Origin of the sequence: Pseudoduganella namucuonensis, assembly GCF_900116645.1 — a bacterium.
GTDB classification, from domain to species: Bacteria; Pseudomonadota; Gammaproteobacteria; order Burkholderiales; family Burkholderiaceae_D; genus Rugamonas; species Rugamonas namucuonensis.
This window is the reverse complement of record NZ_FPBO01000007.1, coordinates 156,135-175,513: the sequence shown is the minus strand read 5'-3', so window position 1 is coordinate 175,513 and position 19,379 is coordinate 156,135. Positions and strand designations below refer to the sequence as shown.

The following is a 19,379-nucleotide window of genomic DNA, read 5'->3' as shown; positions in this document are numbered from 1 at the left end:
GGGTTTTTTGCTACCTGGACTGGAATTGCGATGACGATACAATTAAGCCGCGCGGCCGAGACGAGGTCCATCGACCCGGCCATGGATTTGGCCGGCCTGGTGGCCGCCAACCAGCCGCTGATCCTGCGTGGCCTGGTGCGGCATTGGCCGGCGGTGCGCCATGGCGCGCGGTCGCCGGAGGCGCTGGCCCGCTACCTGATGGGCTTCGACCGGGGCGGCGAATCGGACACGGTGTTGATGCCGCCCGAGGCGCGGGGCCGGTTGTTCTACGCGGACGACATGCGGGGCTTCAACTTCATGCGCGCGAAGCGCAGCGTCTCGGCGGTGCTGGAGCAGGTGGCGCGCTACTCGATGTTCCCGGCCGCGCCGGCGGTGGCCATGCAGAGCGCGCTGCTGGACGACTGCCTGCCCGGCTTCGCCGCCGACAATCCCATGCCGCTGGTGGAGGCCGCCGCGCGGCCCCGGCTCTGGCTGGGCAACGAGGTGGTGACGCCGGCGCATTTCGACGAATCGCACAACCTGGCCTGCGTGGTCAGCGGCCGCCGGCGTTTCACGCTGTTCCCGCCGGAGCAGGCCGCCAACCTGCACATCGGGCCGCTGGACTTCGCGCCCACGCCCACGCCGATCAGCATGGTGTCCTTCCGCGCGCCGGACTTCGGGCGCTTTCCGCGCTTCCGCGCCGCGCTGCAAGCGGCCCAGGTGGCCGAGCTGGAGCCGGGCGACGCGCTCTACATTCCCACGCTGTGGTGGCACCACGTCGAATCGATCGGCGTGCTGAACACCATGGTCAACTACTGGTGGACCGCCCCCGCCGCCAATGGCCTGGACAAGGCCCGGGTGCTGGCGATGGCGGTCCCGCACAACCATACGAACGCATAAATGGCTAACACCACCAAGACTTTCACGATCACGAAACTGGCCGCCGCGCTGTCCCTGTCGCTGGGCTGCGGCGCCGCCGCCGCGCAGGACTATGTCTACAGCCCCTACAAACTGCTGGACCTGTATCGCGGCGGCGGCCAGGCGATCACCATCGCGCCGGACGGCGCGCCGGCGCCCTTCATCGGCTCCGGCTTCGACAAGCAGCCACTGACCTGGGCCTTCGCCAGCGGCGAGTGCGGCGAGGAGGAGTGGGGCGGGCAGCCCGGCCAGGCCGTGGCGGACGCCAACGTGGCCGCCTTCGCGGCCGCCGGCGCGCGCTACATCATCTCCACCGGCGGCCAGGGCAGGGTGTTCACCTGCGCCAGCGACGAGGGCATGGAGCGCTTCATCCAGCGCTACCTGTCGCCGCAGATGCTGGGCATCGATTTCGATATCGAGGCCGAGCAGACGCCGGAACAGGTCGACGCGCTGGTGCGGCGCATCGCCGCCGCGCAGGCGCGCCACCCGAAACTGCGCATGAGTTTCACGATCGCCACCCACGCGGCCTCCGACGGCAGCCGCCACAGCCTGAACGGGATGGGGGAAACGGTGCTGGCGGCGGTGCGGCGCGCGGGCTTGCGCGGCTACACGCTGAACCTGATGGTGATGGATTACGGTCCCGCCGCGAAGAAGGTGTGCGTGGTGCGCAAGGGCCGCTGCGACATGGGCGCCTCCGCGCTGCGGGCCGCGCGCAATGTGCACGAGAAGTACCGGGTGCCGTATGGCCAGATCGAACTGACCGCGATGATAGGCGTGAACGACGTGGTGGAGAATGTGTTCACCGTGGCCGACGCGGAGACGCTGGTGAAGGCCGCGCGCAAGCTCAAGCTGGCGGGCCTGCATTACTGGTCGCTGGACCGCGACAAGCCCTGCGCCCCGGATGTGAAAGGCGTGGACGGCGGTTGCAGCGGCATGAAGGGCGTGCCCGGCGGCGCGTATGCGCGCGCCCTGGGCCAGCCGGTGCGCTGATTTTTCAGCGCGGTTTCTAGAACTTGAGTTTCAAGCCGGCCCGGTTGGCGAGGGCCGTCAGTCCCATCATGGCCAGCGTCATGGCGGCGGCGTTCAGCAGCCCGGGGACGCCGCCCGAGGCCAGGTAGGGCCACCAGAAGCGGGGCAGGCGCAGCGCCGCCGCCAGCTGCTCCCACAGGTCCGGCGCGATATAGGCGAACAGCGCGTTCGCTCCGGCCGGCATCAGCATTGCGCTCCACGCGCCCCATCCCAGCACGTCGATCAGCACATAGAACAGCAGGAACAGCGCCAGCACCAGGCCGGCGCAGACCAGCGTGTAGGCCGCGGTCGCGTGGATCTTGTTGATGCCGTGGTAGGGCCGCAGCAGCAGGCCTGCCGCGAACAGCGCCAGCGCGAACCAGGCCATGAAGCGGATGCGGCGCCCGTGCGCGACCGGCTGGCCGTCGCCGTCGCGCAGGAACAGCCGGCCGACCACGGCGCCCGCCATCACGTTGGCGGCGGTGGAGCCCAGCACCTGCGGCACGTTCACGAATGCCATCAGCGCCCCGGGCAGGGGCAGCGCGCCCGCCGTGCCGCCCATGTAGAGCGCCACCAGCAGCGCCAGGCAGCCCGTCAGTGCCGCGCCGTCGCCGCGCGTGGCGAGGTACAGCAGGCTGCACAGCAGGTAGGCCCAGCCTATCATGCCGAGTATGCCCCACCATGTGTGCTGCAGGTGGACGGCGCTGAACTCCGCGTTGATTTCGCCGCGGAAGGCGGCCAGCAGGAACACCATCAGCGCGGCGCCCAGCCAGAAAGCGGGCGAGCGCCGGGAGCCGCCCTGGCGCCACAGCAGTATCATCGCCACGTAGAACAGCAGGAAGTAGACGGCGCGCGGCAGCAGGGCCGTGGCGGCGTCGTAACGGTAGGCGTTGGCCAGCACCACGCCGGCCACCATCAGGCTGCCCGCGCGCCACAGCAGCCTGCCGAGCAGCGCGGCGCCGAAGCGGCCGCACTCCTTGTGCAGCGCCAGCGGAATCGCCATGCCCACGATCAGCAGGAAGGCCGGGAACACCAGGTCCGGCAGCGTGACGCCGTCCGTCTTGGGGCCGGCGTGCTCCAGCCAGTGCGGTATGCCCGGCATGCCGGCGATGTAGTTCACCCAGATCATGGCGAGGATGACGAAGCCGCGGAAGGCGTCCAGGCTGGCGAGGCGGGGTTTGGCGGTTTGCATAGTGCGCTATGGTCGGCTAAAACAAAACCAGAGGCCGAATCCGGGGACAGACCCCAAGGGTCTGTCCCCGGGCTTTGCATCTGGTTTGGACAAAAAAAACCGGGCGCGAGGCCCGGTGGGTGGAGGCGGACGCTGGTCCGCGCCGTGTTACTTGGCGGCCGCCGGCGCGGCGGCGGCGGCGGTCGTCGCCGGACGGTTGTTCCACAGCAGCCAGTAGCGGGCCAGGTCGCCGCGGCCGTCGTTGCCTTGCACGGCCGACAGGATCTTGTTCGCCTCTTCCTTCTTGCCGGCCAGCGCGTAGGCGTAGCCCAGGCGCAGCTTGGCGTCTTCCGGATTCTTGGCGATGCCCTTGGCGATACCCTTTTGCATCAGGTCGATGCCCTTGTCGTACTGGCCCATGGTCACGTAGACGTAGCCCAGGTTGACCAGGCCGACGCCGTCCTTCGATTTCATCGCCGAGGCTTCGCCGGAGCCGATGTTCTTGGCGTCGTCGGCGGCGCCCTTGTTGGCCTGGTCGCGCAGCTTCTTGTGCTTGGCGGCGTCGGCGCCGGTGCCCAGCAGGCCGGCGTCGTAGCCGGTGTCCAGCGCGGTCTTCGCCTCGGTGAAGAAGCCGCCCAGCAGCGCCAGTTCGGCCAGGTCCACGTAGTCGTCGCCTTCCAGCTTGGAGATGGCGGCCTTCTTCAGGCGCAGGATGTCCAGGTCGAGGCGGGTGTTGTAGTTGGCCTTGCCGCGCGTGCGGTTCAGCAGGTCGCTCCAGTAGGCGTCGGTCGGGTGGTATTTGACCAGCAGCTCGATCGCCTCCAGGTACAGGGCGGTGTCCTTGGTCTTGATGCCGATATTGCCCAGCAGGTTCAGCTCTTCCAGTTTCGGCGTGGTGCCGGCCGCCGCGTAGGCGTCCAGGTCTTTCTTCAGCTCGGCCTTGGCGGTGGCGAAGTCGTTCTTCAGGAAGTAGGCGCGGATCACGTTGGGACGCTGCTTGGCCGCGTCGCCGCCCTCGGTGATGTAGCGGTTGTACCAGACGATGGCCTTGTCGTAGTCCTTGGTCGTGAAGTAGGTGTTGGCGCTCGCCTCGATGAAGGCCAGCTTGTCCTTCGGCGACAGGCGGCCGGATTCGATCATCGCCTCCAGCGCGGGCAGCAGCATGGCGTGGTTCTCGCTGGCGGAGGCCAGTTGCACGCGGGTCTGGTTGAGGATGAAGATTTCAAACGGCGTCAGGTTGGGCAGCGCGGCGCCCTGGTCGATGCGGGCTTGCGCCTCGGTCCAGTTCTTGGCGGCCAGCAGCGGTTTGAACTGGGCCGGGTCGATGATTTTGTACAGTTCCGGACGGATCGTATCCTGCTTTGCGGCTTCCGGAGCGGGCGCCTTCTCGGCAGCTTGTGCGGCGGTCGCGCCCAGCATGGCTGGCGCGAAGTTCAGGCCGAGGACAGCCGCGATCAGGCTGGTGCGTGCAAAACGAAACTTGGACATTGAAAATCCTTCAATCAAAGAGACAAACGCTTATTGTCCCATAAAATACCGGGTATGCAGAATTCAGCCGTGCGCGATTTTGTAACGTCTGTTACATGGCGCGGGGGCCCGTCCGGGGCAGGCTTTTCCCCTCCGCGTCGAACAGCAAACAGCGTTCCGGCGGCAGGTGCAGCCTGGCCTCGGCGCCCGGCGCCAGCGGCTCGCCCTCGGCCGGCCGCTTGACCGCCACCATCTCCGGCACGCCCGGCAGGCGCGCGTAGACGATGGACAGGTCGCCCAGGTATTCGACGTGGCCGATCGCCGCCTGGACCAGGTTCCCGCCCTCGTCGTCATCCGCCCGCAGCGCCAGGTGCTCGGCGCGCACGCCCAGCGTGACCCGGTCGCCGCGCTGGGCATTGGAGCCGTCGGCCGCCACCTCCACCAGCGCGCCGCCGGGCAGCGCCACGGCGATGAAATCCGGCGCCGCCGCCATCACCACGGCGGGCATGAAATTCATTTTCGGCGAGCCCAGGAAACCGGCCACGAACAGGTTGGCCGGATTGATGTACAGCTCGTGCGGCGTGCCGATCTGCTCGATGCGGCCGGCGTTGAACACCACGATGCGCTCGCCCAGCGTCATCGCCTCCACCTGGTCGTGCGTCACGTAGATCATGGTGGTCTTCAGCTCCTGGTGCAGACGGCTGATCTCCACCCGCATCTGCACGCGCAGGCTGGCGTCCAGGTTGGACAGCGGCTCGTCGAACAGGAACACCTCCGGCTTGCGCACGATGGCGCGGCCGATCGCCACGCGCTGGCGCTGGCCGCCGGACAGCTCCTTGGGCCGGCGCTTGAGCAGGGGCGTGAGCTGCAAGGTGGCGGCGGCGCGCTCCACCGCCTCCCGCACCTCGGCCGGCTTGTGGCCGGCCAGCTTGAGCGCGAAGGCCATGTTCTCGTACACCGTCATGTGCGGGTACAGCGCGTAGGACTGGAACACCATGGCGATGCGGCGCTGGGCCGGCGCCACGTCGTTGGCCAGGCGCTCGCCGATATGCAGCTCGCCGCCGGTGATGCCCTCCAGGCCCGCGATCATGCGCAGCAGGGTGGACTTGCCGCAGCCGGACGGGCCGACGAAGACGACGAACTCGCCGTCGCGGATGTCCAGGTCCACGCCGTGGATGACGGGATGCTTGTCGTAGTGCTTGACGACGTTCTTGAGGCTGACGCTGGACATGTTTTAGCTCGCGGTGACGGCTTGCGCTTCGCCGCGGGGCTCGTCGCCGGCGCCGGAATGCATGGGGATCAGCTGCGACAGGATGGCGACCGGGATGGCGCTGATCAGCACCCAGATGAAGAAGGCCTGGTAGCCCAGCGCCACCTGGATGTTCCCGCTGACCCATTTGAACAGCACGAAGCCCAGCTGCATGACGCCGGTGGAGAAGGCGTAGTGCGCGGTCTGGTATTTGCCGGGGGCGACCACCTGCATCATGTACAGGATGATGCCGACGAAGCCGAAGCCGTAGCCGAACATCTCCATGCTGAGCATGGCGCCGATCAGCGTCAGGTCCGTCGGCTGCCAGGTCGACAGCAGGTAGAACGCCAGGTTGGGCAGGTTGACCGAGAGGATCAGCCACAGGATGGCGCGCTTGAGGCTCAGCCACGAGGTGAAGTAGCCGCCGGCGATGCTGCCGACGATGAAGGCGATGGTGCCGCTGGTGCCGTACACCGCGCCCACCTCGGCGGTCGACAGGCCCAGGCCGCCCAGCTCGCGCGCCTCGCGCAGGAACAGCGGGCCGATGGTCTGGATCTGCGCCTCGCCGGCGCGGAACAGGATGATGAAGGCGATCGAGACCCAGATGCCGGGCTTGCGGAAGTAGTCGATGATCACGTCGCGCAGGGTGCGGGCGATGCCGGCGGCCGTGGTGTCCGGCGCGATCACGTTCTTCGCCAGCGGCAGCGACCAGCTGTGGTACAGGCCCAGCGCGACCATGGTGATGGCCAGGATGCAGAAGATGATGGTCCAGGCCGGGACCACGCCCTGCGACTTCTCCAGGTAGCCGGCCAGGATCACCAGGCCGCCCAGCGAGATGAAGCGGCCGGCGTTGAAGAAGGTGCCGGTCCAGCCGGCGTATTCGGCCTGCTGCTTCTCGGTGAGGCTGGCGATGTACAGGCCGTCGCAGGCGATGTCGTGGGTGGCCGAGCAGATCGCCACCAGGGCCAGCATGGCCACGCAGGCGGACAGCCAGAACGGCAGCTGCAGCGCCAGCGCCACCAGGCCGAGGCAGACGCCGCCCGCCAGCTGGAAGGTCACCACCACGATCTTCTTGCTCGAGACCAGTTCCAGGAAGGGGCTCCACAGCGGCTTGAAGATCCAGGCCGCGCCGATGTAGGCGGTCCAGTGGGCGATGTCCTCGTTGGCCACGCCCATGCTCTTCAACATCAGGCTGGCGATCAGCGCGACGGCGAAGTAGGGCAGGCCCTGGGCGAAGTACAGCGTCGGCACCCAGGTGAGCGGGCTGCGCTTGGTGGTGATGTCCATGTTGCGATGTCCCTTTAGTGTAACCCCAACCCAAAGCGAAGTCCGGGGTCAGGCCCGCCGGGTCTGACCCCGGCGGTTGCGGTAGGTTTTTATTCGAATCCCGGCACCGGGCAGCGGCCCTTGGCCTCCAGCTCGCCCGCCAGCCACGCGTTCACCGCCTCCAGCGCCGGCGCGGCGAAGCCGTAGGTCAGCAGCGCGGGAGCATCTATGTCCAGCGCCTGGTAGGGGTTCCACAGCGCCAGGTGCAGGTCCGGCCTCCACGTCGCGCGCGGATGCTCGCCGTAGCGCAGGCGCGAGGTCGAGGCCAGCACCGTGTAGCGCCCGTCCCGCGGCAGGGCGCTCCAGTCGAAGGTGTTGGCGTCCGCGAAGGTCACCAGTTCGACGTCGTACAGCTTGCCCAGCGACGCGGCCACCACGCCGGCCGGCACGCCCGCCTCGGACACGCCGTCGCTCACCACGTCCTGCCGCGCCACCAGGCGCAGCCTGGCGCCGGGGGCCGGCCGCCGCGGATTGCCGCGCGCGGTCAGGGCGCGGCGCCAGCCCTCGGCCATGATGGCGCGGTCCGCCGCGTCCTCCTTGTACGAGCGCGGCTTGCACGGATAGGCCTGCGCCAGCGCCGACAGGCGCGCCAGGCGCTCGTCCACCTGCGCTTGCGCCAGCGTGCCGTCGGCCAGCGCGGCGGCGATGGCGTTCAAGGTCTCGTCCTGCGTTTCCGGCGTGCCCAGCGCCATCACCATGTCGGCGCCGGCCGCCAGCGCGCGCACGGCGGCGTTGCCCACGCCGTAGCGGCCGGCGATGGCGTGCATGTCCATGCCGTCGGTGATGATCACGCCGCGGTAGTTCCATTGCTTGCGCAGCAGGCCGTCCAGGATGGCGGGCGACATCGTGGCCGGGTTCTCGGGGTCGATGGACGGGTAGACGATGTGCGCCGTCATCATCGCCGGCGCCGTGCCGGCCGCCAGCTTGAAGGGTTTGAACTCGAAGTTCTCCAGCTCGGACAGCGGCTTGTCCACGGTCGGCAGGTCGCGGTGCGAATCGACGTGGGTGTCGCCGTGGCCGGGGAAGTGCTTGACGCAGCAGGCCACGCCTTCCGCGTGGCTGCCCGCCATCCAGGCCATCGCCAGTTCGGCGGCGCGCTGCGGATCCTCGCCGAAGGAGCGTTCGGCGATCACCGGGTTGTGCGGGTTGTTGTTCAGGTCCAGCACCGGCGCGAAGTTCCAGTTGAAGCCCAGCGACTTCACGGCGCGCGCCACGGCGGCGCCGGTACGCTGGGCCAGCTCGGCGTCGTCGGCCGCGCCCAGGCCCATGGCGGCGGGCGGCGCGGGCACCCAGGTCGAACGCACCACCGCGCCGCCCTCCTGGTCGATGGCGATCAGCGCGTCCGGGCCGATGGCCTCGCGCAGGTCGGCCGTCAGCTTGGCGAGCTGGATGGAGTCCGTCATGTTCCCCCGGAACAGGCACACGCCGCGGATGCCGTTGGCGCGGATGAAGTCCGCCGTCGCCGCGTCCAGCACGGTGCCGGGGAAGCGGATCATGATCAGTTGACCGGCGATTTTTCGCAGTTCTTGTTGGGTGTTCATTTAACGGCTCCATCCATGCCACGCATGAAATATCGTTGAGTAAAGAGGAAGGCTGCCAGCGTCGGCAGGATGGTGAGCACCGTGCCGGCGGCGATCACGCGGGTGCTGCTGCCGAAGGTGCCGCGCAGGTACAGCACGCCCACCGACAGCGGGAATTGATCGGGCTTGCTCATCACGATGGAGGGCCAGATGTACTCGTTCCAGGCCTCCACCGCCGTCAGGATGCCGACCGTCGCCAGCCACGGCGCGATCAGCGGCAGCATGACGCGGGTGAAGATCATCCATTCGGAGGCGCCGTCAACGCGGGCGGCGTCGATCAAGTCCTGCGGCACCTCCTCGAAGGCCTGCTTCAGCAGCAGGATGGCGACGGCGGTGACCACGTTGGGCAGGATCACGCCGGCGTAGGTGTCGACCAGGCTCAGTTTCGTCACCGTGATGAAGTTGACCAGGAAGTTCACCTCGGACGGCAGCACCAGCGTGGCCAGGATCACGCCGAACACCAGGCGGCGGCCCTTGAAATGCATGCGCGCCAGCGGGTAGGCCGCCATGGAGCACAGCACCAGCTTCCAGAACACCGTGAACGCCGCGATCAGCACCGAGTTCTTGAAGAACGCCAGGAAGGGGATCACGCGGAAGGCCTCGGCGAAATTGTCCAGCGTGGGCGCCTTGGGCCAGAAGGTGGGCGGGAAGGCGAAGATGTTGCCCTCGCTGGACAGCGCGGTCACCACCGTCCACCAGAACGGGAACACGCACACCAGCGCGATCGCGCACAGCGCCAGGTAGTGCAGGAGATAATGTAGCGAGATTCGGGCGCGCGGATGGATTGAAGCGTTCATCGATGCCTCGGCTTCAGGTAGCGCAGGCACAGCATGGCGATGCCGACACAGAAAATCGACACGACGAAGCTGGCGGCCAGCGCGCGCGGCAGCTTCAGGTGCTTGAGGCCCTGGTCGTAGGCGTAGTACAGGGCGGTGAAGGTGGAGTTCATCGGGCCGCCCTGGGTGAGCACGTCGACCTCCTGGTAGGCCTTCAGCGCGGCCAGCACGGACAGGATGGAGCACACCATGATGGTGGGCCGCAGCATGGGCACGGTGATCCGCCAGAAGCGCTGCCAGCGGGTGGCGCCGTCCAGGATGGCGGCCTCCTGCATGTCGGCGGGGACCGCCTGCAGCGCGGCCAGGTACATCACCATATACCAGCCCAGGCCGCGCCACAGCGTGACGAACATGATGGCGAACAGCGCCAGCGTGTCGTTGGAGAGCCAGCCCACGGGCGCGTCGACCAGGCGCATGGCCATCAGCACGTAGTTCAGCGCGCCCTGTTCGTGGAACATGAAGCCCCACATGATGCCGACCACGGACACGGTGGTCACCACCGGCACGTAGAACGCGGCGCGGAACAGGCGGATGCCGGGCAACTGGTTGTTGACCAGCACCGCCAGGCCGAGCGCGCCGACCTGCACGAAAGGCACCATCAACAGGAACACCAGCGAGTTTTTCAGGCCGGTGACGAACATCTCGTTGTCGAAGATGTAGCGGAAGTTGTCCAGGCCGACCCAGTGGGTGGGGCGTATCAGGCTGTAGTCGGTGAAGGCCAGGTAGGAGCCGAAGCCCACCGGCCAGAACGAAAACGCGGCCAGCAGGAGCAGGGCGGGGGCCAGGAACAGCCACGCCTGCAGGGTGGTGCGGCGCGCGCTCACGGCATCGCCCCGTTGGCGAGCTGAGCCCCATTTGGGGCCTGGCCCCAAATGGGGCTCAGCTCGCTTTGCGGGCCGGCGGCGCGCGTTTTCGCGAGCTTCTTGTTCCAGATCGCGGCGGCGGCGTCGAGCGCCTGCTTGATGTCCTGGCGGCCGGTGACGCCGGCCTCCACCGCCTTCACCAGCGAGCGGCGCAACTCGTCGTAGTCCTCCACGCCGGAGACGTACATGGTGCGCGAATACGGCATCGACACGGCACCCGCCGATACCGCCTTCTCGGCCGCTCCCGCGCCGGGCGGCACGTCCATGAAGAACGGGTCGCGCGACGCGGCCGCCGCCGCCGGGTACACGGCGGCCTGCTTCGCGAACGCCAACTGGTTCTCGTCGTTGGTCAGGTAGCGCGCGAACTCGCCTATCGCGGGCAGCATCTTGCCGTCCACGCCGGCCGGCACGGCGAAGTGGATCAGCCAGCCGCCGTCGGCGATGCCGGTCGGCCCCAGCGGCGCCGGCGCCACGTCGGTGACCGCGTAGATGTCCCTGGCGTCGGTCTGGATGCGCTTCACGGCCGTCGGCGGCGCGAGCAGCATGCCGAGCCGGCCGCCCTTGTAGGCGTCGATGGCGGCGGGGAAGTTGTCCTCGGCGAACAGGCTGTCCTTGAGCAGGCCGCCGGCCTTGTAGGTCTCGGCCAGCTTGGCGATCAGCGCGACATGCGCGGGCGAGTTGAAGGCGGCGCGGCCGTTGGCGATCACGGGCAGGCCTTGCTGCATCATCAGGCCGTCGATCTTGGACAGCGCGGGACACAGGCCGGCCTTGCCGGTGCGCTGCGCGATCCGGCGCGCGAATTCGAGCTGCTCGTCCAGGCTGCGCGGCGCGCGCGTCAGCCCGGCGGCCTTGAAGATGTCGGTGTTGTAGGTGATGACGGCGACGTTGCTGTACAGCGGGAAGCCGTAGGTCTTGCCGCCGAAGGTCAGGTCTTGCAGCGCGCTGGCGAGGTAGCGCGGACGGGCCTCGCCCAGCAGCGCGTCGACCGGCGTGAGCAGGCCGTCGCGCGCGAATTCATCGGCCCACGGCACGTTCAGGTTGACCAGCGCCGGCGGCGTGCCCGCCACGATGCGCGTCACCAGCTTGGTCTGGATGATATCCCAGGGGAAGTCCACCCATTCCACCCGCGTGCCGGGATGCGCCGCCTCGTATTTCTTGACGATGCCTTCGAAGTAGGGCGTGAATTTGGGCTTCATGCTGAAGGTCCAGAATTCGATCTTTTCGGCCGATGCGGGCATGACGAGCCCCAGGGCCATCAATGCGGCAAGCATTTTCTTGATCTTCATCGATGGCTGGGCGGAAGGCGCGGTGGTTGCTTAGTTGGTCTTGGTGACTTTGCTCAGGTGACGCGGACGATCCGGGTCCATGCCGCGCGCGGCGGACAGCTTGGCCGCCATCACGTAGAAGGCCTGGATGGCGACGATGGGGTCGAGGTCCGGCGTCGCCGCGACCGGCAAGGTCAGGTCGCGCTGGGCCACCTCGGCCGGCGCGGCCAGCAGCACGCGCGCGCCGCGGCCGCGCATCTCGTCGGCCAGGGCCAGCAGGCCTGCCTGCGTCGGGCCGCGGGTGGCGAAGATCAGCAGCGGGTAGCCTTCCTCGATCAGCGCCATCGGGCCGTGCTTGATCTCGGCGCCGCTGAAGGCCTCGGCTTGCAGCGCCGAGGTCTCCTTGAACTTCAGCGCCGATTCCAGCGCCACCGGGAAGCTGATGCCGCGTCCCACCACCATGATGTTCCTGGCCGGGGCCAGCACGTCGATGGCCTGCGACCAGTCGGCTTCTCCGGCCTGCGCCAGCGATTCCGGCAGCGCGGCCAGGCCGGCCAGCAGCTCGGGATCGTTCTGCCATTGCGCCACCAGGCGCGCGCCGGCCACCAGCGACGTGATGAAGCTCTTGGTCGCCGCCACGCTTTGCTCCTTGCCGGCGCGCAGAGGCATGGCCCATTCGGCCGCTTCCGCCAACGGGGAGCTTATGTCGTTCACCAGCGCCACGGTGGTGGCGCCGCCGTCGCGGAAGTAGCGGATCGGCTCCACCACGTCCGGGCTCTGGCCGGACTGCGAGACCGCGATGGTGAGCGTGTCCCGGGTGATCAGCGGCGACTTGTGCAAGGTCACCAGCGACATCGGCAGCGAGGCCACCACGCGCCCCAGGCGCGCCATGATCAGGTAGGCGATGTAGTTGCACGCGTGGTCGGAGCTGCCGCGCGCCACCGTCAGCGCGGTCGAGAAGGACGTGCTCCTCAATTTGCGTCCCAGGTCCGCGTAGCGCTCCGTGTCGTTCGCCAGTTGCAGGGCGACGCATTCGGCGGCGGACAGGGCTTCTTTAAGCATCATTGAGGTCACAACGTTCTCCTTCGATATAAACGGCTTTGAGTTTGAGATCGCGATCCAGTACCACCAGATCGGCGTACGCGCCCGGCGCGAGGCGGCCGCGTTCCCGCAGGCCGAGGTAGTCGGCCGCGTGGGTTGAGACGCGGGCCGAGGCGTCGGCCAGGTCGAGTCCGAGTCCGACCAGGTTGCGCAGCGCCTGGTCCAGGGTGAGGGTGCTGCCGGCCAGCGTGCCGTCCGGCAGGCGCACGCCGCCCATGCATTTGTGCACGGTGTGCCGGCCCAGCATGTACTCGCCGTCCGGCATGCCGGTGGCGGCGGTGGAATCGGTGACGCAGTAGAGGCGCGGGATGGCGCGCAGCGCCGTCTTGATGGCGCCCGGATGCACGTGCAGCAGGTCCGGGATCAGTTCCGCGTATTCGGCGTGGGCCAGCGCGGCGCCGACCATGCCGGGCTCGCGGTGGTGCAGGCCGCTCATGGCGTTGAACAGGTGGGTGAAGCCGGCCGCGCCGTGCTCCAATGCCGCCACGCCGTCGTCGTAGGAACCCAGCGTGTGGCCGATCTGCACGCGCATGCCGGCGTCGGCCAGCTCGCGCACCAGCCCGAGGTGGCCGGCGATCTCGGGCGCCACCGTGATCACGCGCAGCGGCGCCAGCGTCTCCAGCCTGCGCACCTCGTCCAGCGTGGCGGCGCGCGCGAAATTGGGCTGCGCGCCGAGCTTGCCGGAGTTGATGTAGGGGCCCTCCAGGTGGGCGCCCAGCACGCGCGCCTCGTTCCTGCCGCGCTGGCGCACCGCCTTGCCGATCGCGGTCAGCGCCACGTCGATGTCCTCCGGCGGCGCGGTCATGGTGGTGGCCAGCATGCTGGTGGTGCCGTGGCGGGCGTGGATGCGGGCGACGGTGTGGACCGCGTCGCCGCCCTCCATCACGTCCTTGCCGGCGCCGCCGTGCACGTGCAGGTCGATGAAGCCGGGCAGGATGTAGTCGTCGCCGTTGCTGTCGGGTTGCGCCGCCGTGCCTTTGACCGCCGCGATGCGTTCGCCGAACGCGATCTCGCCGCTGATCCAGCCGCCGGGTGTCAGGATATTTCCGTAAATCGTTACATCGCTCATCGACGCGACTCCGCTACAAATTCATAATAATCGCTGCGGCAGTAGGAGTGGGTCAGCTCCACGGCCGCGCCGTTGTCCAGGTAACTCACGCGCGTGATGTGCAGCATCGCCTCGCCGGGCGCGATGTTGGCCAGCTTGGCCTGTTCCGCGCTGGCGTTCACCGCGCGGATGTGCTGCAGGGCGCGCATGGGCACCGTGCCATTCGCTTCCAGGTAGCCGTACAGCGAACCGGTGACGCTGTGCGGGTTGGGCATGTAGGCCGCCGGGATGGTCGAGGTTTCGATCGCCATCACCACGTCGTCCGCCGTGCGCAGGCGCTTCAGGCGCGCCACCGGCATATTGGGCGACAGTCCCAGCGACAGCAGCTCCAGCGGCGCGGCGATGCCGATCTCGCGCTGCAGCCAGCGCGAGCCCGCAGTGAAGCCGCGCTGGCGCAGCTCCTCGGAAAAGCTGGTCAGGCGCGACAGCGGCTGTTCCAGCTTGGGCGTGATGTAGGTGCCCGAGCCGCGTTTGCGGGTCAGCATGCCGCGGTCGCACAGCATGTCGATCGCCTTGCGGGCCGTCACGCGCGAGATGTCCAGCATTTCCGACAGCACGCGTTCGGACGGCAGCGCCTCGTTGGCCCGCCAGTTGCCGCTTGAGATACCGTCCGACAGCTTGTTCGCCAGCTGCATGTACAGCGGCGTGTCGCTCTCGTGATCCGGCCGGAAATCGCTCAACTGTTCCAGCATCGCCTACTCCCCCAAATGTTGTCGTATCAGCCGCAGCGCGCCGGCGGCGGAATCGCCTTGCGGCGGGACGATGCGCTGCAACAGGTCCACCGGCAGGTAGGCGCGCAATGGTTCTCCCAGGCCGCCGCACAGCGCGATCGGCAGCGTGCCGGTGCCGTCCAGCGCCTGCGCGATCAGCGCCACCTGCTTGCCCGCCTCGACCAGGATGGCGCGCGCGGTGTGGTCGCCGTCCGCGTGCTGCAGCACGATGCGCGCCAGTTGCGCGTAATTCGTTTGCGTGGCGTTGGCCAGCCACACCTGGATGGCGTTGCGCTCGCCGCCGCAGGCCGCGATCACCGCGCCGGAGAGGGCGCCGCCCTCGGCGCGGCCGTCGATCACCTGCTGTATATGGTTCACCGCGCGCAGGCCGATCCAGGCGCCGCCCGCCTCGTCGCCGGCCGGGAAGCCCCAGCCGCCCACTTCCTTGCGCGTGCCGTCGGTGCGCAGGATCTCGCCCACGCTGCCGGTGCCCAGCGCGATGATGGCGCCGGCCCTGCCCTGGTGCGCACCCAGCACGGTGGTGTAGGCGTCCGTCTCCAGCGCCACCGCCGCGTAGCCCGGATTGGAGGTCACGAAATTGGCCGCCCACTGGCGGTTGTGCACGCCCGCCAGGCCCAGGCCGATGGCGATGCGTTCGCGGTCCGGGTAGGCCAGGCCGCCGGCCTGGAACGCCTTGTCCGCCGCGTCCTCGACCGAGGTCCACGCGTTCTTGATGCCATGCAGCAGGCCGGATGGGCCGCTGTCGCCTTCGCCGACCGGCACGCCATTGGTCCGCACGACGCGTACCCGAGTGCCACTGCCGCCGCCATCGACGCCGATTAAGAATTCGATCATGTTTGTCTTCAAGTGAGGAGCTGTGGGGCACTATAAGTTTGCCTAACCAGCTTGTCAACAGGTATTTAACTGGTATTGTAATTTTCGGAAGTGGACTGGCGTGGAGGGGACTTTGTTGATGGTTAAGTGATTGTTTTTTAAGGAAAAGTAATTTTCGTGTTTTGGTATTGCATCTGGTCTGGCCTAATGCCAGTTTTCGCTCCGGAAAAGCAAAACGCCCGGCGCGTGGCCGGGCGTTGCAAGGGAGGGCGGGGAGCCTAGTTGGTCTGGCGCACGCCGCCCCGGTCTATCATCACCACGCGGGCGGCGTCGCCGGTGTCGCTCTGGTTGTTATCCGTGTTCAGCTTGCCCTGCACGTTGACCACCGCGCTGCCGGGGCCGCGCACCACCACGTCGGCCTTTTTCGCCAGCAGGCCGCGCGCCTCCAGGCTGCCGGAGCCGGTCAGGCGGGCGTCCAGGCTGGCGGTGCTGCCGTCCAGGCGAACCTGGCCGGGGCCGCTCATGGTCACCTTCACGTTCTCGCACTCGGCCGTGGTCTTCAGTTCGCCGGAACCGCGCACCTCGGCGTCCAGCGAGCCGCTCACCTTCTTCAGGTAGATGTTGCCGGGACCGCGGTTGCGGGTGACGGCGCGCGCCACCACCAGCTCCTTCGCGTCCAGGTCGCCCGAGCCGTTCACTTCCGCGCTCAGCGTGGTGCTGCTGCCGGACAGTTCCACGTTGCCCGAGCTGTCCAGGATCACGCGCACATTGTTGCTGGACAGGCCTCGCGCGCTCAGGTCGCCCGAGCCGTGCACCTCCGCGTCGAACTTCTTGATGTTGCCGGCGATGCAGGCGTTGCCCGGACCGCGCAGCATGGCCGTCGCGCTCTCCACGTTCAGCTTGCACGCCTCCAGGTCGCCCGAACCGCTCAGCTCGGCGCGGATCTCCTTGCTGCTGCCCTGCAGGCTGACCGTGCCCGGGCCGTGCAGCATGGCGTTGACGGTGTTGACGCGCAGCTCGTGCGCCTCCAGGTCGCCCGAGCCGCTGACCTCGGCGTTGAAGTCCTGCGTCACCTGGCCGGCCTGCACGTCGCCGGGGCCGCTGAGCTGCATGTTCAGGCTGGCCGAGCGCAGTTGGCGCAGGTCCAGGTCGCCGCTGCCGCTGCCGCGCACCACCAGGCTGGCAACATTGCCCTTGGCTTCCACGTCTCCGGAACCGGAGGCGGTCAGCGAGAATTGCGGGCCATGCAGGCGCTCGGCTTGCACGTCGCCGCTGCCGGATGTCTTCAGGCTTTTCAGGTCGGCCGCGCCGATGTAGACGGTGGCCGGCTCGGCGCTCTTGCCGAAACTGATGCTGAAACCGTTCTTCTTCAGCGAGCGCACGATCAGCGTGCCGTTCTCGGTGAGGACTTCGATGTTGTCCAGTTGCTTGCGGGTGCCGCGCACTTCCAGCGAGCGCTGGCCGTCGTCCTTGATGACGACGTTGAACGGGCCGGCCAGCTCGATGGCGCTGAACGCGCCCACCGCGCGGGTCTCGCTGGAGACGGCCTGCGCCGCGTTGCTCTCGGCATGGCTGGATTGGTAGACGCAACCGCCCAGCGCCAGCAGGGATACGACGGCGGTTTGTTTGATCAGCTTGTTCATTTTTGTTTTCACACTGTTGAGGTAGGTCTCGGCAAGTGTGTGAACAATATGATAAACAGTGGCGTTTGGCGCGGGAAAAGGGACGAACGCGCGTTTTGACGGGATCAGATGCAAAAAAGCGGCGCTGAAATGCAGCGCCGCCCGGTCCGGATTATTTCGGCGAGTTATTTCAGCAAATCGAAGTGCTGGGCCATGGTCGACTTGTGGTTGCGCACCGCTTCCACCGCCTCGGCCTTCACCTCGTCGCGGCCGCGCGTGCCCTCCTGTTTCTGCACCACGGCGCGCGGGAAGTTCACGCTGGACACGGCCATCTCGGTGGCGGCGCTGGCCACCACCAACGGCTTGGCGCTACCGGATTTCGGCGCGGCCGCGGTCGCGGCGTCGTCGGCGTAGGCGGAAGTGGCGAAGGTGGCGCCGATGGCGAACAGGGCGGCGAGCAGTTTCTTGGCATTCATGGTGAGGCTCCTTTTGGGTTCGGGGTGAGCAATCGCTCATCGATGGTGCTAGTCTATACATTGCGTTCCCAACAAAAAAGGCGAATAATCGCAATGCACAATTTCTGAATCAGCAATGATGGAGGCGGGGATGGACAGGCTGCAATCGATGCGGGTATTCGCCAAGGTGGTCGAGCAGGGCAGTTTCGCGCGCGCCGGCATGGCGCTGGAAATGTCGAACGCGGTGGTGACGCGCCACGTGGCGGACCTGGAGCAGCACCTCGGCACGCGCCTGCTGAACCGCACCACGCGCAAGCTGTCGCTGACGGAAACCGGCACCGGCTACCTGGACCGCGTGCGCCAGATCCTCAGCGACATCGATGACGCCGACGCGGCGGCCTCCGCCACCGCCTGCAAGCCCAGCGGCACCCTGCGCATCTACTGCCATCCCAATTTCGGCCAGACCCAGCTGGCGCCGCTGCTGCCCCGCTTCGCGGCCGAGTTTCCGGACGTGGTGCTGGACGTCACCCTGGCCGACAAGACGGTGGACCTGGTGGAGGAGGGCTACGATCTCGGCTTCTTCATCGGCGTGCAAAAGTTCGACGGCAGCATGATCGCGCGCCAGCTGGCCAGTTCCAGCGTGATCGTGTGCGCCTCGCCGGACTACGTGAGGCGGCGCGGCGCCCCGGCCCATCCGCGCGATCTCACCGAGCACGACTGCCTGAACCACGCCTTCGAGCAGGTGCGGCACACTTGGAACATGCAATGCGGCGGCAAGGAGGTGCGGGTGCCCATCGTCAGCCGCATGGTGTCCAACAACGTGGAGATCCTGCGCCAGGCCGCGATCGCCGGCATGGGCGTGGTGTTGCGCAGTACCTACACGCTGCAGGACGACATCGCGCTGGGCCGGCTGGTGCGGCTGCTGCCGGACCACTGCACCGGCAAGCTGACCGTGCTGATGGTCTATCCCAGCCGCAAGCTGTTGTCGGCCAAGGTGCGCGCCTTTGTCGATTTCATGACGGCGACCTACCCGGACCCGGAGGCCGATCCCTGGTTGTCGGCTTTATAAGCCTACAGTTTCCGCTGTTGCGGTCCGTTAAGTTGAGTAGCGGCATAGCTAGTCAAATGCATGTCCGTTTGGCGTGGAAATGTCATAATGCTTGCAGAGTTATGCCGGAGAACCGAGATGATCAAGTACATAGGGACCAGAAAGACCAGCGAAGGCGGCACGCTCTATGTTTTCCTGATCAACGGCCTGCAGAAGGAAGTCCGCGAGAGCGCGCTCAAGCAGCATCCCGGCTGTTACGACGCGCTGCCGGCGGCCGCCAAGGCCAGGATCAGTGCGAACCGCGCATGGATGTCCAAGCTATAGCCGTGCCCGCCTTTCCGCCGCGCCGCGCCGCCAGCCTGTGCCTCGCCGGCGCGCTGGCGCTGGGCGCGTGCGCCGTCCCCGCCCGTGCGGCGCCCCCCACCAATTTCGGCACCGTCATCGGCGGCGGCCTGCTGTGCAACGACCAGACCAGCAACCGCTACTACTACGACTACATGGTGCGGTTCTTCGGCCCGCCGTACAAGCGCGACGGCGGCGCCTGGTGGTTCCGCACGCAGGACGCGCGGCTGTGGAACACCGAGATCAGCGAGGTGATCGTCAGCGACGACACCTGGCCGCTGGTGTTCGTGGGCGCCGTGGCCGAGGCCACACCGGACGAGTTGGAGCAGGCGGTCGCCGCGCAAAGTGGCGTGCGGTATGCGAAAATCGACAGTTCGCGCTTTCCAGTGCGTGAGACGCGGCCGGGCAGCCGCATCGTGTATTTCGACCGCAGGTCCAAGATCTACTGCGCGAAGTTCCAGCCGCTGCCGCCCGCGCTCAAGTAAGGGCGTCTTACC

19 protein-coding genes are annotated in these 19,379 nt (G+C 67.7%); 5 read left to right on the top strand and 14 right to left on the bottom strand.

The genetic code is table 11. The features are described 5' to 3' along the window. Positions 1–30 precede the first annotated feature (30 nt). Both BM436_RS10115 and BM436_RS10110 read left to right on the top strand, forming a co-directional pair. The gene (locus BM436_RS10115; RefSeq protein WP_229489842.1) at positions 31–879 is read left to right on the top strand and encodes a cupin-like domain-containing protein; all 849 of its coding nucleotides are present in this window, start codon (positions 31–33) and stop codon (positions 877–879) included. Continuing rightward, positions 880–1,887 (top strand): glycoside hydrolase family 18 protein, encoded by a 1,008-nt coding sequence (locus BM436_RS10110; RefSeq protein ID WP_093555383.1) that lies wholly within the window; start codon positions 880–882, stop codon positions 1,885–1,887. It abuts the gene before it with no gap. A gap of 16 nt (positions 1,888–1,903) precedes the next feature. Here the strand turns inward: BM436_RS10110 and BM436_RS10105 are convergent, their stop codons facing one another. The 14 genes from BM436_RS10105 to BM436_RS10040 form a co-directional block, all read right to left on the bottom strand. Next, a complete protein-coding gene (locus tag BM436_RS10105) occupies positions 1,904–3,097 on the bottom strand; it encodes a DUF5009 domain-containing protein (protein ID WP_093555382.1) in 1,194 nt (397 codons plus the stop codon). Between the two features lie 147 nt (positions 3,098–3,244). Next, a complete protein-coding gene (locus BM436_RS10100) occupies positions 3,245–4,564 on the bottom strand; it encodes a tetratricopeptide repeat protein (RefSeq protein ID WP_093555381.1) in 1,320 nt (439 codons plus the stop codon). A 91-nt stretch (positions 4,565–4,655) separates the two neighbouring features. Next, the gene (locus BM436_RS10095) at positions 4,656–5,774 is read right to left on the bottom strand and encodes an ABC transporter ATP-binding protein (protein ID WP_093555380.1); all 1,119 of its coding nucleotides are present in this window, start codon (positions 5,772–5,774) and stop codon (positions 4,656–4,658) included. A 3-nt stretch (positions 5,775–5,777) separates the two neighbouring features. After that, positions 5,778–7,079 (bottom strand): MFS transporter, encoded by a 1,302-nt coding sequence (locus tag BM436_RS10090; protein WP_093555379.1) that lies wholly within the window; start codon positions 7,077–7,079, stop codon positions 5,778–5,780. An 89-nt stretch (positions 7,080–7,168) separates the two neighbouring features. Next, positions 7,169–8,659: a beta-N-acetylhexosaminidase gene (nagZ, locus tag BM436_RS10085; protein WP_093555378.1), complete on the bottom strand. Its 1,491-nt coding sequence runs from the start codon at positions 8,657–8,659 to the stop codon at positions 7,169–7,171. Beyond that, positions 8,656–9,495 carry a carbohydrate ABC transporter permease gene (locus tag BM436_RS10080; protein ID WP_093555377.1) on the bottom strand — a complete coding sequence of 280 codons (840 nt, stop codon included), beginning with the start codon at positions 9,493–9,495 and terminating at the stop codon, positions 8,656–8,658. The genes nagZ and BM436_RS10080 overlap by 4 nt, the downstream gene beginning before the upstream one ends. Continuing rightward, positions 9,492–10,358, bottom strand: coding sequence for a carbohydrate ABC transporter permease (locus BM436_RS10075; RefSeq protein ID WP_093555376.1), 867 nt, complete (start codon positions 10,356–10,358; stop codon positions 9,492–9,494). The genes BM436_RS10080 and BM436_RS10075 overlap by 4 nt, the downstream gene beginning before the upstream one ends. Next, a complete protein-coding gene (locus tag BM436_RS10070) occupies positions 10,355–11,683 on the bottom strand; it encodes an ABC transporter substrate-binding protein (RefSeq protein WP_093555375.1) in 1,329 nt (442 codons plus the stop codon). The genes BM436_RS10075 and BM436_RS10070 overlap by 4 nt, the downstream gene beginning before the upstream one ends. Before the next feature lie 30 nt (positions 11,684–11,713). Beyond that, positions 11,714–12,727 carry an SIS domain-containing protein gene (locus tag BM436_RS10065; RefSeq protein ID WP_093555374.1) on the bottom strand — a complete coding sequence of 338 codons (1,014 nt, stop codon included), beginning with the start codon at positions 12,725–12,727 and terminating at the stop codon, positions 11,714–11,716. Continuing rightward, entirely contained in the window at positions 12,717–13,832 is a 1,116-nt protein-coding gene (gene nagA, locus BM436_RS10060; protein ID WP_093555373.1) for an N-acetylglucosamine-6-phosphate deacetylase, read from the bottom strand. Before nagA ends, BM436_RS10065 begins: the two co-directional genes overlap by 11 nt. Then, the gene (locus tag BM436_RS10055; RefSeq protein WP_093555372.1) at positions 13,829–14,563 is read right to left on the bottom strand and encodes a GntR family transcriptional regulator; all 735 of its coding nucleotides are present in this window, start codon (positions 14,561–14,563) and stop codon (positions 13,829–13,831) included. The genes nagA and BM436_RS10055 overlap by 4 nt, the downstream gene beginning before the upstream one ends. A 3-nt stretch (positions 14,564–14,566) precedes the next feature. Then, positions 14,567–15,436 carry a glucosamine kinase nucleotide-binding domain-containing protein gene (locus BM436_RS10050; RefSeq protein ID WP_093555371.1) on the bottom strand — a complete coding sequence of 290 codons (870 nt, stop codon included), beginning with the start codon at positions 15,434–15,436 and terminating at the stop codon, positions 14,567–14,569. Positions 15,437–15,693: 257 nt separating this feature from the next. After that, positions 15,694–17,058, bottom strand: coding sequence for a GIN domain-containing protein (locus BM436_RS10045; RefSeq protein WP_093555370.1), 1,365 nt, complete (start codon positions 17,056–17,058; stop codon positions 15,694–15,696). Positions 17,059–17,222: 164 nt separating this feature from the next. Beyond that, a complete protein-coding gene (locus tag BM436_RS10040; protein WP_093555369.1) occupies positions 17,223–17,513 on the bottom strand; it encodes a hypothetical protein in 291 nt (96 codons plus the stop codon). Between the two features lie 130 nt (positions 17,514–17,643). Here BM436_RS10040 and BM436_RS10035 point away from each other — a divergent pair, with 130 nt between their 5' ends. The 3 genes from BM436_RS10035 (at position 17,644) to BM436_RS10025 (ending at position 19,367) form a co-directional block, all read left to right on the top strand. Further along, on the top strand, positions 17,644–18,561 hold the full coding sequence (locus BM436_RS10035) for a LysR family transcriptional regulator (protein WP_093555368.1): 918 nt from the start codon (positions 17,644–17,646) through the stop codon (positions 18,559–18,561). A 117-nt stretch (positions 18,562–18,678) separates the two neighbouring features. Then, the gene (locus tag BM436_RS10030; protein ID WP_093555367.1) at positions 18,679–18,864 is read left to right on the top strand and encodes a hypothetical protein; all 186 of its coding nucleotides are present in this window, start codon (positions 18,679–18,681) and stop codon (positions 18,862–18,864) included. Then, positions 18,846–19,367, top strand: a complete 522-nt coding sequence (locus tag BM436_RS10025) for a hypothetical protein (RefSeq protein ID WP_229489840.1) — start codon at positions 18,846–18,848, stop codon at positions 19,365–19,367. Before BM436_RS10030 ends, BM436_RS10025 begins: the two co-directional genes overlap by 19 nt. The last annotated feature ends 12 nt before the right edge of the window (positions 19,368–19,379 follow it).

Excerpts from the sequence above, each read along its gene's own strand:
- BM436_RS10115 (WP_229489842.1), top strand. The coding sequence starts at position 31 with ATGACGATACAATTAAGCCGCGCGGCCGAGACGAGGTCCATCGACCCG.
- BM436_RS10110 (WP_093555383.1), top strand. The coding sequence starts at position 880 with ATGGCTAACACCACCAAGACTTTCACGATCACGAAACTGGCCGCCGCG.
- BM436_RS10105 (WP_093555382.1), bottom strand. The coding sequence starts at position 3,097 with ATGCAAACCGCCAAACCCCGCCTCGCCAGCCTGGACGCCTTCCGCGGC.
- BM436_RS10100 (WP_093555381.1), bottom strand. The coding sequence starts at position 4,564 with ATGTCCAAGTTTCGTTTTGCACGCACCAGCCTGATCGCGGCTGTCCTC.
- BM436_RS10095 (WP_093555380.1), bottom strand. The coding sequence starts at position 5,774 with ATGTCCAGCGTCAGCCTCAAGAACGTCGTCAAGCACTACGACAAGCAT.
- BM436_RS10090 (WP_093555379.1), bottom strand. The coding sequence starts at position 7,079 with ATGGACATCACCACCAAGCGCAGCCCGCTCACCTGGGTGCCGACGCTG.
- nagZ (WP_093555378.1), bottom strand. The coding sequence starts at position 8,659 with ATGAACACCCAACAAGAACTGCGAAAAATCGCCGGTCAACTGATCATG.
- BM436_RS10080 (WP_093555377.1), bottom strand. The coding sequence starts at position 9,495 with ATGAACGCTTCAATCCATCCGCGCGCCCGAATCTCGCTACATTATCTC.
- BM436_RS10070 (WP_093555375.1), bottom strand. The coding sequence starts at position 11,683 with ATGAAGATCAAGAAAATGCTTGCCGCATTGATGGCCCTGGGGCTCGTC.
- BM436_RS10065 (WP_093555374.1), bottom strand. The coding sequence starts at position 12,727 with ATGATGCTTAAAGAAGCCCTGTCCGCCGCCGAATGCGTCGCCCTGCAA.
- nagA (WP_093555373.1), bottom strand. The coding sequence starts at position 13,832 with ATGAGCGATGTAACGATTTACGGAAATATCCTGACACCCGGCGGCTGG.
- BM436_RS10055 (WP_093555372.1), bottom strand. The coding sequence starts at position 14,563 with ATGCTGGAACAGTTGAGCGATTTCCGGCCGGATCACGAGAGCGACACG.
- BM436_RS10050 (WP_093555371.1), bottom strand. The coding sequence starts at position 15,436 with ATGATCGAATTCTTAATCGGCGTCGATGGCGGCGGCAGTGGCACTCGG.
- BM436_RS10045 (WP_093555370.1), bottom strand. The coding sequence starts at position 17,058 with ATGAACAAGCTGATCAAACAAACCGCCGTCGTATCCCTGCTGGCGCTG.
- BM436_RS10040 (WP_093555369.1), bottom strand. The coding sequence starts at position 17,513 with ATGAATGCCAAGAAACTGCTCGCCGCCCTGTTCGCCATCGGCGCCACC.
- BM436_RS10035 (WP_093555368.1), top strand. The coding sequence starts at position 17,644 with ATGGACAGGCTGCAATCGATGCGGGTATTCGCCAAGGTGGTCGAGCAG.
- BM436_RS10030 (WP_093555367.1), top strand. The coding sequence starts at position 18,679 with ATGATCAAGTACATAGGGACCAGAAAGACCAGCGAAGGCGGCACGCTC.
- BM436_RS10025 (WP_229489840.1), top strand. The coding sequence starts at position 18,846 with ATGGATGTCCAAGCTATAGCCGTGCCCGCCTTTCCGCCGCGCCGCGCC.